Here is a 12,435-nt window from a genome sequence, read left to right on the forward strand (position 1 = left end):
TGCCATGATTGGACAGGTGTGTCGCATTGTAGAGCGGCCGCCTGCTGCTGGGACAAGCCCGGCGACATCCTGTTCAATTGACGCCCCAGGCCGCCAGCCACTAAGCTGCGCGCCTGCTTCAGGTGCTCTCGGCGCAAGCCGCGAGTGAAACAGGGAAGCCGGTGAAATCGATGCGCAATCGACCATTCCGGCGCTGCCCCCGCAACGGTAAGCGAGCTTCGAACCGCAGACAGCCACTGTGCCACGGCATGGGAAGGCGCGGTTCATCGACAGCCTCACGGCGTCACTCGCAAGCCCGGAGACCGGCCTGCTGCATCGCATGGCATCGCGGGAGGCGCTGCCGACGTCGGCGCTGCGCGCCGCGCGTTGCCGTCCTCCGCCTGCCCCGACTGGTCAGTGCCGCGCGGGTGAGAGCGGCGGAGAATCCTTCAGGTGAAATCCCTATTCCCCAGGTCGACAGCCTCTGTGCTGGGCGACCTCTGCCGCATGGCGCTTCTGCGCGCCAGTGGTTCATCCCTGCCTGTTCCATTCCTCGTTCGCTGCCACCCGGCCGGCAGCCTGACGCCTGCGCAATTCGTTTCAGGAGCAACCACCCATGACTGAATCCCCGGAAAAGGACGAGCGCCATCGCTCGCGCATGCAGCGCAAGAAGGCAGTGATCGACGAGAAGATCGCCCAGGCCCAGGGGGAGCGCGGCGTGTTCCTGGTCAACAGCGGCAACGGCAAGGGCAAGAGCAGCTCGGCCTTCGGCATGGTCGCCCGCGCACTGGGCCACGGCATGAAGGTGGGCGTGGTGCAGTTCATCAAGGGTGCCGCGACCACGGGCGAGGAGGCGTTCTTCCGCCGCTTCCCCGAGGAAGTCAGCTTCCATGTGATGGGCGAAGGCTTTACCTGGGAAACCCAGGACCGCCAGCGCGACATCGCCAAGGCGCAGTTCGCCTGGGACGTGGCGCGCCAGCTGCTGGCCGACCCCGAAGTCGGCCTGGTGGTGCTGGACGAGGTGAATATCGCCCTCAAGCACGGCTACCTGGAGCTGGACACCGTGCTGGCCGACATCGCCGCCCGTCCGCCCATGCAGCATGTGGTCGCCACCGGCCGTGGCGCGCAGCCGGCGATGCTCGAGGCCGCCGACACCGTGACCGAGATGGGCCTGGTGAAACACGCCTTCAAAGCCGGCATCAAGGCGCAGAAAGGGGTGGAGTTCTGATGCATCCCGTTGTGGCGGAGCGCGTCGTATGACCTCGCGCCAATGCCCCGCATTGCTGATCGCCGCCCCCGCTTCCGGGCAGGGCAAGACCACCGTGACCGCCGCCCTGGCACGCCTGCACACACGCCTCGGGCGCAAGGTGCGGGTGTTCAAGTGCGGCCCGGACTTCCTCGACCCGATGATCCTCGCCCGAGCCAGTGACGCGCCTGTCTACCAGCTGGACCTGTGGATGGTCGGCGAGGAAGAGAGCCGTCGGCTGCTGTGGGAGGCCGCCGGCGAGGCCGACCTGATCCTCATCGAAGGCGTGATGGGCCTGTTCGACGGCTCGCCGTCTGCGGCCGACCTGGCGCGGCGCTTCAATGTGCCGGTGATGGCGGTGATCAACGGCCAGTCCATGGCGCAGACCTTCGGCGCCATGGCCGTTGGCATGGCGACCTACCAGAGCGACCTGCCGTTCTCCGGCGTGCTCGCCAACCGTATCGGCAGCCAGCGTCACCGCGACCTGGTGCGCGACAGCCTGCCGGAGTGGATTCGCTGGTATGGCGCGCTGCCGCGCGATACCGAAGTGGAACTGCCCAGCCGACACCTCGGCCTGGTGCAGGCCGACGAGCTGGCTGACCTCGACGCCCGCCTGGACGCCGCCGCCGATGCCCTGGCGGCCAGCGCCAGTACCGAGCTGCCGCTGCCGGTGAGCTTTGCCGCGCCCGAGCCGCGCGGCGAATCCTCCCGCCTCGATGACGTGCGCATCGGCGTGGCGCGGGACAACGCCTTTGCCTTCCTCTACCAGGCCAACCTGGACCTGCTGCGTGAGCTGGGTGCCGAGCTGGTGTTCTTCTCGCCGCTGCGTGATGACGCGTTGCCGGAAGTGGACAGCCTCTACCTGCCCGGTGGCTACCCGGAACTGCACCTGCAGGCGCTGGCCGGGAACCGCGCCATGGCCCAGGCCATCCACGCGCACCACGAGATGGGCAAGCCGATCCTCGCCGAGTGCGGCGGCATGCTCTATCTGCTCGATGCGCTGACCGATGTGGCCGGTGAACGCGCCGCACTGCTCGGCCTGCTGCCGGGCGAAGCGCGCATGCAGAAGCGCCTCGCCGCGCTGGCGCTGCAAGCGGTGACGTTGCCCGAAGGCACCCTGCGCGGGCACACCTTCCACCATTCGTTGCTGGACAGCAGCGAGGAGCCGCTGGCCCGTGGCGTCTGCCCCAACGACAAACCGGTGGCCGAAGCGGTGTTTCGCTGTGGCCGGCTCACCGCCTCCTACATCCATTTCTACCTGCCGTCCGACCCGGACGCCGCAGCCGCCCTGCTGAGACCATGACCGAGCACGCCTACAGCCTTGAGGAGCGCGCCGCGCTCTACCGCGCCATTGCCGAGCGCCGCGACATGCGTCATTTCAGCGGCGGCGAGGTGGCGCCCGAACTGCTCGCGCGCCTGCTCGAAGCGGCGCACCAGGCACCCAGCGTCGGGCTGATGCAGCCGTGGCGGTTCATCCGCGTCACCTCGCGGGAGCTGCGCGAAGCGATCCATGGGCTGGTGGAGGCGGAGCGCGTGCGCACCGCCGAGGCACTGGGCGAGCGATCCGACGAGTTCATGCAGCTGAAGGTCGAGGGCGTGCTCGACTGCGCCGAAGTACTGGTGGCCGCGCTGATGGAGGGCCGCGAGGCACATGTATTCGGCCGTCGCACGTTGCCGCACATGGACCTGGCCTCGCTGTCCTGCGCCATCCAGAACCTCTGGCTGGCCTCGCGCGCCGAAGGCCTGGGCATGGGCTGGGTATCGCTGTTCGACCCCGCCGCGCTGGGCGAACTGCTCGGCCTGCCAGTGGGCGCCGAGGCGGTGGCGGTGATCTGCCTTGGCCCGGTCAGCGAGTTCTACCCGGCGCCGATGCTGGCCCTGGAGGGCTGGCGCCAACCGCGCGCGCTCAGCGACCTGCTGTACGAGAACCACTGGGGAGAGCAGCCATGAGCCTGGCCTTGCTGAGCGTCCTCGGCGTGGTGCTGGATGCCCTGTTCGGCGAACCGAGACGCTGGCACCCGCTGGTGGCCTTCGGGCGTCTGGCGGATCGGCTGGAGCGGCGTTTCAATCGCTCCCGCGCCGACGCCGGCAAGGACACCCCCGGCCTCGGCTGGCGCAGCCACGGCGTCACTGCCTGGATCATCGCCGTCATCCCGCTGGCCCTGCTCGCGCTGCTGCTCAGCCTGCTGCCCTATGTCGGCTGGGTCGTGCAGGCGCTCGCGCTGTACGCCGCGCTGGGCCTGCGCAGCCTGGGCGAACATGCCGAGCCGGTGGCACTGGCCCTGCGCGCCGGAGACCTGAACGAAGCGCGCCTGCGCGTGGGCTACATGGTCAGCCGCGAAACCGCCGAACTGGACGACACCGCCGTGGCCCGCGCCGCCACCGAGTCGGTGCTGGAGAACGGCAGTGACGCGGTGTACGCAGCGTTGTTCTGGTTTGCCGTGGCCGGTGCACCAGGCGTGGTGCTCTATCGCCTGAGCAACACTCTCGATGCCATGTGGGGCTACCGCAATGCGCGCTTCGAGCGCTTTGGCTGGGCCGCGGCGAAGATCGACGATGTGCTCAACTACATCCCGGCACGCCTGGTGGCCTTCACCTACGCGCTGCTCGGTCATACCCGGCTTGCCCTGCGTTGCTGGCGCGCACAGGCGCCGCAGTGGGACAGCCCCAACGCCGGCCCGGTGATGGCGACCGGTGCGGGCGCCCTGGGGGTATCGCTCGGTGGTTCAGCCCGTTACCACGGCGAACTCCACGAACGCCCGCAGCTGGGCGAAGGCCCGGCGCCGACCGCCGCGGACATCTGGCGCGCGCTGGCCCTGGTACGTCAGGGCGTGCTGCTGTGGCTGGTGGTCATCTTCATCCTGGGAGTGCTCTGATGCTCGAACATGGCGGCCGGTTGCGCAAAGCGGCGCAGCAATACGGCATTCCGCTCTCCGAGTGGCTCGACCTGTCCACCGGTATTTCGCCCTGGCCCTGGGCGCTGCCCAGCGTGCCGACAGCCGCCTGGATGCGCCTGCCCGAAGACAGCGACGGCCTGGAAGCCGCTGCGCGCCGCTACTACGGCGCCGAGAAGCTGCTGCCGCTGCCCGGCAGCCAGGCGGCGATCCAGTTGCTGCCGCGCCTGCGCCGGCCGGGCAAGGTCGGCGTGATCTCACCCTGTTATGCCGAGCACGCCGAGTCCTGGCGCGCCGCCGGACACATCCTGCGCGAGGTCAGCGACCAGGAGGTCCCTCATCACCTGGAGCGCTTCGACGTGCTGGTGGTGGTCAACCCGAACAACCCTACCGGTCGGCGCATCGAGGCCGGCGTGCTGCTGGAGTGGCACGCGCGCCTGCAGGAACGCGGCGGTTGGCTGGTGGTGGACGAAGCCTTCATGGACTGCACGCCCGAGCACAGCCTGGCGCCCAGCTGTGCGAGCCGTCCGGGACTGATCGTGCTGCGTTCCTTCGGCAAGTTCTTCGGCCTCGCCGGTGCCCGGCTGGGATTCGCCTTCGCCGAACCGCGCCTGCTGGATAGTCTGGCGAAACTGCTCGGCCCCTGGGCGGTGAGCGGCCCGACGCGGTGGATCGCGCAGGCCGTGCTGGGCGAGTTCCAGGAACAGATCCAGCGCCGCCGTGATCTGCATGAGGCGAGCCGGCATCTGGCCGGGCTGCTCGGCGAACATGGGTTCGCCCCGCAGGGCGGCACGGCGCTGTTCCAGTGGGTGGTCTCCATGCGCGCCCACGCGCTGCGCGATCACCTGGCGCGCCAGGGCATCCTCGTGCGCCTGTTCGAGACGCCCGGCAGCCTGCGCTTCGGCCTGCCGCCGGACGAGAAGGGCTGGGAGCGCCTGGAGCACGGCCTGCGCACCTTCAACCAGATGGAGAGCCTGCGTTGAGCACGCTGATGGTGCAGGGCACGACCTCGGATGCCGGCAAGAGCACGCTGGTCACGGCGCTGTGCCGCTGGCTGCGCCGTCAGGGCGTGGCCGTGGCGCCGTTCAAGCCGCAGAACATGGCGCTGAACAGCGCGGTGACCGCCGACGGCGGCGAGATCGGCCGCGCCCAGGCGGTTCAGGCGCAGGCCTGCCACCTGGCGCCGCACACCGACATGAACCCGGTGCTGCTCAAGCCCAACAGCGACACCGGCGCCCAGGTGATCATCCACGGCCGCGCGGTGACCAGCATGAACGCCGTGGCCTACCACGACTACAAGCGCGTGGCGATGCAGGCGGTGCTCGAATCCCACCAGCGCCTCAGCGCGCAGTACGCGGTGGTGATGGTGGAGGGCGCGGGGTCGCCGGCGGAGATCAACCTGCGCGCCAACGACATCGCCAACATGGGCTTCGCCGAGGCGGTGGATTGCCCGGTGATCCTGATTGCCGATATCGATCGTGGCGGCGTGTTCGCCCATCTGGTCGGCACCCTGGAGCTTCTTTCCGAGAGCGAACGGGCACGGGTGAAGGGCTTCGTCATCAACCGTTTCCGCGGTGACATCGCGTTGCTGCAGAACGGCCTCGACTGGCTGGAAGAGCGTACCGGCGTGCCGGTGCTTGGCGTGCTGCCCTACCTGATGGACTTCCACCTGGAAGCCGAGGACGCCATCGATACCCGCCAGACCGCCAAGACCGGCGAGCGCCTGCGCGTGGTCGTGCCGGTGCTGCCGCGCATCAGCAATCACACCGACTTCGATCCGCTGCGCCTGCACCCGCAGGTCGAACTGAGCTTCGTCGGCCCCGGCCAGCCGATCCCGCCGGCGGACCTGATCATCCTGCCCGGCTCCAAGAGCGTGCGGCCGGACCTGGCCTTCCTCCGCGCCCAGGGTTGGGAAGAGGCAATCCGCCGTCACCTGCGCTACGGCGGCAAACTGCTGGGCATCTGCGGCGGCTTGCAGATGCTCGGCCGCACCCTGGCCGACCCGTACGGGCTGGAAGGTGCGGCGGGGGAGAGCGACGGCCTCGGCCTGCTGGATTTCCGCACCGTCCTCGAACCGGAGAAACAGCTGCGCAATGTCAGCGGTCAGCTGGCGCTGGAAGATGCGCCGGTGAGTGGTTACGAGATTCATGCCGGCGTCAGCGAAGGCCCGGCGCTGGCGAACCCGGCCGTGCGCCTGAGCGATGGCCGCAGCGACGGTGCGCTGAGCGCCGACGGGCAGGTGATGGGGACTTATCTGCACGGGCTGTTCGAGTCCAGCGCATCCAGCTCGGCGCTGCTGCGCTGGGCCGGGCTGCACGAGGTGCAGAGCATCGATTACCACGCCCTGCGCGAACGCGACATCGAGCGCCTGGCCGATCAGGTCGAGGAGCATCTGGATACGGAAAAATTGAGTCGGCTGTGCGGACTGTAGGGCGGATGACCGTTCGCGGTTATCCGCGGTTTCTGCTTGCCAGGGTTTCGGCGGATAACGCCTGCGGCGTTATGCGCCCTACGGCGGAGGTGCGCGATCCGAACGCCACCATCGCTCTGCGTAGGATGGGTGGAGCGGAGCGATACCCATCAATTCCCTGCTGCGATGCGATGGGTATCGCAGGCTCCACCCATCCTACAGGGACGTCGTCATTGCGGAGAGTCCATGCTTGAACTGATCCTCGGCGGCGCCCGTTCGGGCAAGAGCCGCCTGGCCGAACGCCTGGCGGCGGAAAGCGGCCTGCCGGTCACCTACGTCGCCACGGCCCAGGCCGGCGACAGCGAGATGTCCACGCGCATTTTCCAGCACCGTGAGCGCCGCCCCGAACACTGGGGCCTGGTGGAAGAGCCGCTGGCCCTGGCCGACGCGCTGGAGCGCCTGGCGGCGCCGCAGCAGTGCGTGCTGGTGGACTGCCTGACCCTGTGGGTCACCAATCTGCTGATCCATGAAGACGGCTGGCGCCTGCGCGGCGAGATCGACGCGCTGCTGGAAACGCTGCCGCAACTGCCCGGACGCATCATTCTGGTCAGCAATGAAACCGGGCTGGGCGTGGTGCCGATGGGCGAGCTCAGCCGCCGATATGTCGACGAGGCCGGCTGGCTGCACCAGTCCCTGGCCGAGGTCAGCGAGCGTGTGGTGTTCACCGTCGCCGGCCTGCCCATGGTGTTGAAGGGGGAAGCGTTATGAGTCTGCAATGGTGGCTGCAAGGCACCCAGCCGATCGACCGCGTGGCGCAGGACAAGGCCGCCGCGCGCCAGGACCAGTTGACCAAGCCGCGCGGCGCGCTGGGCCGGCTGGAAGAGGAAACCATCCGCCTGGCCGGGCTGCAGGGCCGTGAACGGCCGACTCTGGAACACATCTGGATCGCCCTGTTCGCCGGGGACCACGGTGTGGTCGCCGAAGGTGTGTCGGCCTATCCGCAGGCGGTGACTGTCGAGATGTTGCGCAACTTCGTGCGCGGCGGGGCGGCGATCAGCGTGCTGGCCCGTGACCTCGACGCGCGCCTGGAGGTGATCGACCTGGGTACTGCCACACCACTGGAGCCGCTTCCGGGTGTGCTGCATGTGATGGTCGGCGCCGGTACCGCGAACTTCACCCAGGAGCCGGCGATGAACGCGGCCCAGTGCCTGATCGCACTGGAAGCCGGCCGCGAATCCGTGCGCCGCGCGCAGCAGGCCGGTGCGGAGCTGTTCATCGGTGGCGAAATGGGCATCGGCAATACCAGCTCGGCGGCGGCTCTCGCCTGCGCCTTGCTGGACGAACCGGCACAGGCGCTGGTCGGCCCGGGCACCGGGCTGGATTCGCAGGGCGTCGCACGCAAGGTCGAGGTGATCGACCGCGCACTGGCGCTGCACCGCGCCCACTGCGACGAGCCCTTCGAGGCCCTGTGCCGTCTCGGCGGTTTCGAGATCGCCGCGCTGGTGGGCGCCTATCTCGCCTGCGCGCAGAAGGGCATTCCGGTGCTGGTGGACGGTTTCATCTGCACCACCGCCGCGCTGTGCGCCACGCACCTGAACCCCGGCTGCCGCGACTGGCTGTTGTTCGCCCACGCTGGTGCCGAGCCGGGACACAACCGCGTGCTGGCCGCGCTCGACGCGCAGCCACTGCTCGACCTCGGCCTGCGCCTGGGCGAGGGCAGCGGCGCGGCGCTGGCAGTGCCGCTGCTGCGTCAGGCGTGCCGGTTGCACAGCGGCATGGCGACTTTCGCCGAGGCAGCGGTGTCGGATCGTCCGGCATGACACTGCGCCTGGAATTGCTGCGCCACGGCGAGACCGAACTCGGCGGTGGCTTTCGCGGCCGCCTGGACGATGCGCTGACCGAAACCGGCTGGGCGCAGATGCGCGACGCGCTGGGCGATGAGTGCCGCTGGTCGGCACTGGTCAGCTCGCCTTTGCAGCGTTGCGCGGCTTTCGCCGAGGAGCTGGCGGCGCGCCATGGCTTGCCGCTGGGCTTCGAGCCGGGCCTGCAGGAGCTGGATTTCGGTCAGTGGGAAGGCATTTCGCCAGCTAAGCTGATGGAGAGCGATGCCGCGGCGCTGGAGCGGTTCTGGAACGATCCATACGCCTTCCCGCCACCCGGTGGCGAGGCCATGGGTGACTTCGAATCCCGCGTCTTCGCGGCGCTGCAGCGTCTCTACCAAGCCCACGCCGGATCGTCCGTGCTGGTCGTCACCCACGGCGGTGTGATGCGACTGCTCGGCGCGCTGGCCAGCGGCCTGCCGGCCAGGCGCCTGTTGGAAGTGATGGTGGCCCACGGCGAATGCATGGCGCTGGACGTGACCCGCGACGGCGACGGCTGGCGCATCCACAAGGCAAGCAATTGATGAACGACCCGCACCGGGACCGCGAGCAAGAGGCACCCGAGCCCGCCGAGCAGAGCGGGGCGGACACGCACGCCGCCCACCTCAGCGACTGGCTGCTGCCGCTGGTGGCATTGCAGTTCCTCACCCGCCTGCCGGTGCGGCTGGGGCATATGCCGACGCCCGAACAGTTTGGCCGTGCCACCCTGTATTACCCGCTGGTGGGGCTGCTGATCGGTGCCGTGCTGTTCGCCATGGGTGAGTTGCTCAGTGGCGTGCACCTGCTGTTGCAGGCGGCGCTGATCCTGCTGGTGTGGGTGGCTTTCACTGGCGCCCTGCACCTGGACGGCCTGGCCGATTCGGCCGACGCCTGGATCGGCGGCCTGGGTGATCGCGAACGTACCCTGGCGATCATGAAGGACCCGCGCTGCGGCCCGGCGGCGGTGGTCGCGCTGGTGCTGTTGCTGCTGCTGAAGTTCGCGGCGATCACCGCAATCCTTGGCAATCATCAGCACTGGGGTTTGCTGCTGGCGCCCTGGCTGGGACGTTGTGCGCTGCCGCTGCTGTTCTACACCACCGACTATGCGCGCAAGGGCGGGCTGGGCCAGGCGCTGGCCGATTATCTGCCGCGCGGCGCGATGCCGTGGATGCTGGCGGCCAACGCGGCGCTGATGGTGCTGGTGGGCCTCACCGGCCTGCTGGCGCTGGTGGTCGCGCTGGTGGTGTTCGTCTGGCTGCGCAGCCGCTTCATCGCCCGCCTGGGCGGTACCACCGGGGATACCGCCGGGGCGATGCTGGAGATGATCGAGTGCGCCGTGCTGGTGGCCTTGGCGCTCTGATCTCGCCTTGCCACGAGCCTGGCCTGGACATCCTTGTAGGATGGCGTGGAGCGTAGCGATACCCATCACTGCTCATGCACCGACCGCATGGGTATCGCAAGCTCCACCCATCCTACGTTCTCGATACCCTGCGCCGCCGGAGCAACCCTGTAGGAGCGAGCTTGCTCGCTCCTACAAAAAGCGCATGCGTCAGTCGAAGGCGAAATGCTCCGTCTTAAGCCCCATGATCGACCGCACCGGCTTCGCCATCGCTGCCGCATGTCCCTTGGCGCGGGGCAGCAGGCGGGCGAAGTAGAAGTCGCTGGTGGCGATCTTGGCCTTGTAGAAGTCGCTCGACTCGCTGCCGCCCTGGCGCAGGCGCTTGCGCGCGGCAGCTTCCTGCAGTGCCCAGGAGTACGCCAGCGCGGCGTAGCCGGAGAACATCAGGTAGTCGTGGCTGGCGGTGCTCACCAGGTCGCGCTGCTTGCGGGCGGTGAGGGCGATGCGCAGGGTCAGCAGGTTCCATTGCGCGCAGAGCTTGAGCAGCGTAAGCGCGCGGCCGCGCATGGCCGGCTCCTGCTTGAGCAGCTCGACGGCGAACTTCGCCACCTGCCGGGTGAAGTCGCGCACGGCCTTGCCCTGGGTCATCAGCAGCACCTTGCGGCCGAGCAGGTCCAGCGCCTGGATGCCGGTGGTGCCCTCGTAGAGCGTGGCGATGCGCGCGTCGCGGACGATCTGCTCCATGCCGTGTTCCTTGATATAGCCATGGCCGCCGAACACCTGCATGCCGAGGTTGGCGCTCTCCAGGCCCAGCTCGGTCAGGCAGCCCTTGAGGATCGGGGTGAGGAAGCCGAGTTTGTCGTCCCAGCGGTCGTACTCGGCGTTGTCGTTGGTCAGCAGGCCCTGGATCATCTTGTCGGCGTACTGGGTGGCCAGGTAGATCAGCGCGCGGCCGCCCTCGGCCACGGCCTTCTGGGTCAGCAGCATGCGGCGCACGTCGCCGTGGTGCATCAGGCTGTCGGCGATCTCGCCCGGTTCCTTGGTGCCGGAGAGGGCGCGCATCGAGCGGCGCTCACGGGCATAGGCGAGCGCGCCCTGGTAGGCCAGTTCGGCAGTGGCGACGCCCTGGATGGCGGTGCCGATGCGCGCACTGTTCATAAAGGTGAACATGCACTCCAGGCCCTTGTTCGGCTCGCCGATCAGGTAGCCGGTGGCGCCGTCGAAGTTCATCACGCAGGTCGCCGAGGCCTTGATGCCCATCTTCTTTTCCAGTGCGCCGCAGGTCACGCCGTTGCGCGGGCCGAGGCTGCCGGCTTCACCTGGCAGGAACTTCGGCACGATGAACAGCGAGATGCCGCGTGTGCCCTTGGGCGCATCGGGCAGTCGCGCGAGGACGATGTGCACGATGTTCTCGGTGAGGTCGTGCTCGCCGGAGGAGATGAAGATCTTGGTGCCGGTGATCGAGTAGCTGCCGTCGGCGTTGGTTTCCGCGCGGGTCTTCACCTGGCCCAGGTCGGTGCCGCACTGTGGCTCGGTCAGGCACATGGTGCCGCCCCAGCGGCCCTCGGTGAGCGGGGTGAGGTAGGTGTGTTTCTGTTCCTCGGTGCCGTGCTGCATGACGGTGTTCATCGCGCCCAGCGACAGGCCCGGGTACATCGAAAACGGCCAGTTGGCGGTGCCCAGCATCTCCTGCTTGAGCGCGCCCAGGCTCATCGGCAGGCCCTGGCCGCCGTACTCCACCGGGTGCGACAGGCCCTGCCAGCCGCCGGCGACGTAGGCGTCGTAGGCTTCCTTGAAGCCCGCGGGCGTGCGTACTTCGCCGTTCTCCAGGTAGCAGCCTTCCTCGTCGCCGCTGTGATAGAGCGGGGCGATCACTTCCTCGCAGAGCTTGGCGCATTCGCCGAGGATGGCGTCGACCATGTCCGGCGTGGCTTCGCCGCCGTTGACCAGGTTCTGGTAGTGGCTGGGGAAATCGAAGACTTCGTTGAGCAGGAAGCGGGTGTCGCGCAGCGGAGCTTTGTAGACGGGCATCGGGGACCTCGGACCGTGATGCGCCCCGTCGAAAGCGCGGGGCTGGCTGATCGCAGTTATACGGCCGGCTCCGCACGATGCCCTTGGCTGCGCCAACGCCTCGCCCTGGCAGTTGGGACAATAGGCCAGATGGGGCATTCGATCAGAAGGGACAATCGGTCGCGCCGGCCATTGACCGAGCAAGAGTTGCGGGTATATACACGCATACATGCTGACGACCCAATGCCTTTGCACCAAGCTGCGCCGCTCGGCTCGCGCCGTGACCCGCGTCTACGACGATGCCCTGAAGGGCGTCGGGCTGACCACTGCGCAATTCTCCCTGCTGCGGCACCTGTCGCGGCTGGAGCAGCCGAGCATCTCCGAGCTGGCCGATGCCATGGGCCTGGACCGCAGTACGCTGGGGCGCAACCTCAAGCCGCTGGAGGCCGATGGCCTGGTGAAGCTGGAAGAGGGCGAGGATCAGCGCAACCGCATCGTGGCGCTGACGCCGGCCGGGCTCGAGCGCATCGTGCGCGGGCGCGACGCCTGGGACGTGGCGCAGCAGGATGTGGCTGCACACCTGGGCGATGACAAGCGCCGTCAGCTGGAAGCCTTGCTGGATGAACTGGCCGCGCTGGAGAGCTAGCAGCGGCCTGCGTGCTGTTTAGAAGAACGAACAAAAGCGGGTATATACCCGT

12 protein-coding genes and 1 riboswitch are annotated in these 12,435 nt (G+C 68.4%); of the genes, 11 read left to right on the forward strand and 1 reads right to left on the reverse strand.

All coding sequences use genetic code 11. The features are described 5' to 3' along the window. The first annotated feature begins 103 nt into the window (after positions 1-103). Positions 104-326: riboswitch (cobalamin riboswitch) on the forward strand. A gap of 269 nt (positions 327-595) precedes the next feature. From cobO to IB273_RS10935, 10 genes are all read left to right on the forward strand, one after another. Continuing rightward, positions 596-1,207, forward strand: a complete 612-nt coding sequence (gene cobO / locus IB273_RS10890) for a cob(I)yrinic acid a,c-diamide adenosyltransferase (protein WP_081520122.1) — start codon at positions 596-598, stop codon at positions 1,205-1,207. A 28-nt stretch (positions 1,208-1,235) separates the two neighbouring features. Then, on the forward strand, positions 1,236-2,528 hold the full coding sequence (locus IB273_RS10895; RefSeq protein WP_192224063.1) for a cobyrinate a,c-diamide synthase: 1,293 nt from the start codon (positions 1,236-1,238) through the stop codon (positions 2,526-2,528). After that, a complete protein-coding gene (gene bluB, locus IB273_RS10900; RefSeq protein WP_192224064.1) occupies positions 2,525-3,175 on the forward strand; it encodes a 5,6-dimethylbenzimidazole synthase in 651 nt (216 codons plus the stop codon). Before IB273_RS10895 ends, bluB begins: the two co-directional genes overlap by 4 nt. Next, positions 3,172-4,101 (forward strand): adenosylcobinamide-phosphate synthase CbiB, encoded by a 930-nt coding sequence (gene cbiB, locus IB273_RS10905; RefSeq protein WP_192224065.1) that lies wholly within the window; start codon positions 3,172-3,174, stop codon positions 4,099-4,101. The genes bluB and cbiB overlap by 4 nt, the downstream gene beginning before the upstream one ends. Further along, positions 4,101-5,102, forward strand: coding sequence for a threonine-phosphate decarboxylase CobD (cobD, locus tag IB273_RS10910; RefSeq protein ID WP_081520126.1), 1,002 nt, complete (start codon positions 4,101-4,103; stop codon positions 5,100-5,102). Before cbiB ends, cobD begins: the two co-directional genes overlap by 1 nt. 8 nt (positions 5,103-5,110) lie before the next feature. Further along, positions 5,111-6,550, forward strand: a complete 1,440-nt coding sequence (locus tag IB273_RS10915; RefSeq protein ID WP_192224506.1) for a cobyric acid synthase — start codon at positions 5,111-5,113, stop codon at positions 6,548-6,550. 225 nt (positions 6,551-6,775) lie between these two features. Further along, positions 6,776-7,297 carry a bifunctional adenosylcobinamide kinase/adenosylcobinamide-phosphate guanylyltransferase gene (gene cobU, locus IB273_RS10920; protein ID WP_192224066.1) on the forward strand — a complete coding sequence of 174 codons (522 nt, stop codon included), beginning with the start codon at positions 6,776-6,778 and terminating at the stop codon, positions 7,295-7,297. Further along, positions 7,294-8,349: a nicotinate-nucleotide--dimethylbenzimidazole phosphoribosyltransferase gene (cobT, locus tag IB273_RS10925; protein WP_081520129.1), complete on the forward strand. Its 1,056-nt coding sequence runs from the start codon at positions 7,294-7,296 to the stop codon at positions 8,347-8,349. Before cobU ends, cobT begins: the two co-directional genes overlap by 4 nt. Further along, positions 8,346-8,933 carry an alpha-ribazole phosphatase family protein gene (gene cobC / locus IB273_RS10930; protein ID WP_081520130.1) on the forward strand — a complete coding sequence of 196 codons (588 nt, stop codon included), beginning with the start codon at positions 8,346-8,348 and terminating at the stop codon, positions 8,931-8,933. The genes cobT and cobC overlap by 4 nt, the downstream gene beginning before the upstream one ends. A gap of 92 nt (positions 8,934-9,025) precedes the next feature. Beyond that, a complete protein-coding gene (locus tag IB273_RS10935; protein ID WP_225610181.1) occupies positions 9,026-9,748 on the forward strand; it encodes an adenosylcobinamide-GDP ribazoletransferase in 723 nt (240 codons plus the stop codon). 189 nt (positions 9,749-9,937) lie between these two features. Here the strand turns inward: IB273_RS10935 and IB273_RS10940 are convergent, their stop codons facing one another. Beyond that, positions 9,938-11,758, reverse strand: coding sequence for an acyl-CoA dehydrogenase C-terminal domain-containing protein (locus IB273_RS10940; protein ID WP_192224068.1), 1,821 nt, complete (start codon positions 11,756-11,758; stop codon positions 9,938-9,940). Positions 11,759-11,966: 208 nt separating this feature from the next. On the opposite strand from IB273_RS10940, the gene IB273_RS10945 reads away from it, so the two are divergent. Then, positions 11,967-12,383 (forward strand): MarR family winged helix-turn-helix transcriptional regulator, encoded by a 417-nt coding sequence (locus IB273_RS10945; RefSeq protein WP_081520132.1) that lies wholly within the window; start codon positions 11,967-11,969, stop codon positions 12,381-12,383. Positions 12,384-12,435: the final 52 nt, after the last annotated feature.

The organism is Pseudomonas sp. PDM19, from assembly GCF_014852215.1.
Classification (GTDB): Bacteria; Pseudomonadota; Gammaproteobacteria; order Pseudomonadales; family Pseudomonadaceae; genus Pseudomonas.

What these genes read in the sequence shown, in the direction of transcription:
- cobU (WP_192224066.1), top strand. Translation starts at nt 6,776, where the DNA reads ATGCTTGAACTGATCCTCGGCGGCGCCCGTTCGGGCAAGAGCCGCCTG.
- bluB (WP_192224064.1), top strand. Translation starts at nt 2,525, where the DNA reads ATGACCGAGCACGCCTACAGCCTTGAGGAGCGCGCCGCGCTCTACCGC.
- cbiB (WP_192224065.1), top strand. Translation starts at nt 3,172, where the DNA reads ATGAGCCTGGCCTTGCTGAGCGTCCTCGGCGTGGTGCTGGATGCCCTG.
- IB273_RS10945 (WP_081520132.1), top strand. Translation starts at nt 11,967, where the DNA reads ATGCTGACGACCCAATGCCTTTGCACCAAGCTGCGCCGCTCGGCTCGC.
- IB273_RS10940 (WP_192224068.1), bottom strand. Translation starts at nt 11,758, where the DNA reads ATGCCCGTCTACAAAGCTCCGCTGCGCGACACCCGCTTCCTGCTCAAC.
- cobC (WP_081520130.1), top strand. Translation starts at nt 8,346, where the DNA reads ATGACACTGCGCCTGGAATTGCTGCGCCACGGCGAGACCGAACTCGGC.
- cobD (WP_081520126.1), top strand. Translation starts at nt 4,101, where the DNA reads ATGCTCGAACATGGCGGCCGGTTGCGCAAAGCGGCGCAGCAATACGGC.
- IB273_RS10915 (WP_192224506.1), top strand. Translation starts at nt 5,111, where the DNA reads ATGGTGCAGGGCACGACCTCGGATGCCGGCAAGAGCACGCTGGTCACG.
- IB273_RS10895 (WP_192224063.1), top strand. Translation starts at nt 1,236, where the DNA reads ATGACCTCGCGCCAATGCCCCGCATTGCTGATCGCCGCCCCCGCTTCC.
- cobT (WP_081520129.1), top strand. Translation starts at nt 7,294, where the DNA reads ATGAGTCTGCAATGGTGGCTGCAAGGCACCCAGCCGATCGACCGCGTG.
- cobO (WP_081520122.1), top strand. Translation starts at nt 596, where the DNA reads ATGACTGAATCCCCGGAAAAGGACGAGCGCCATCGCTCGCGCATGCAG.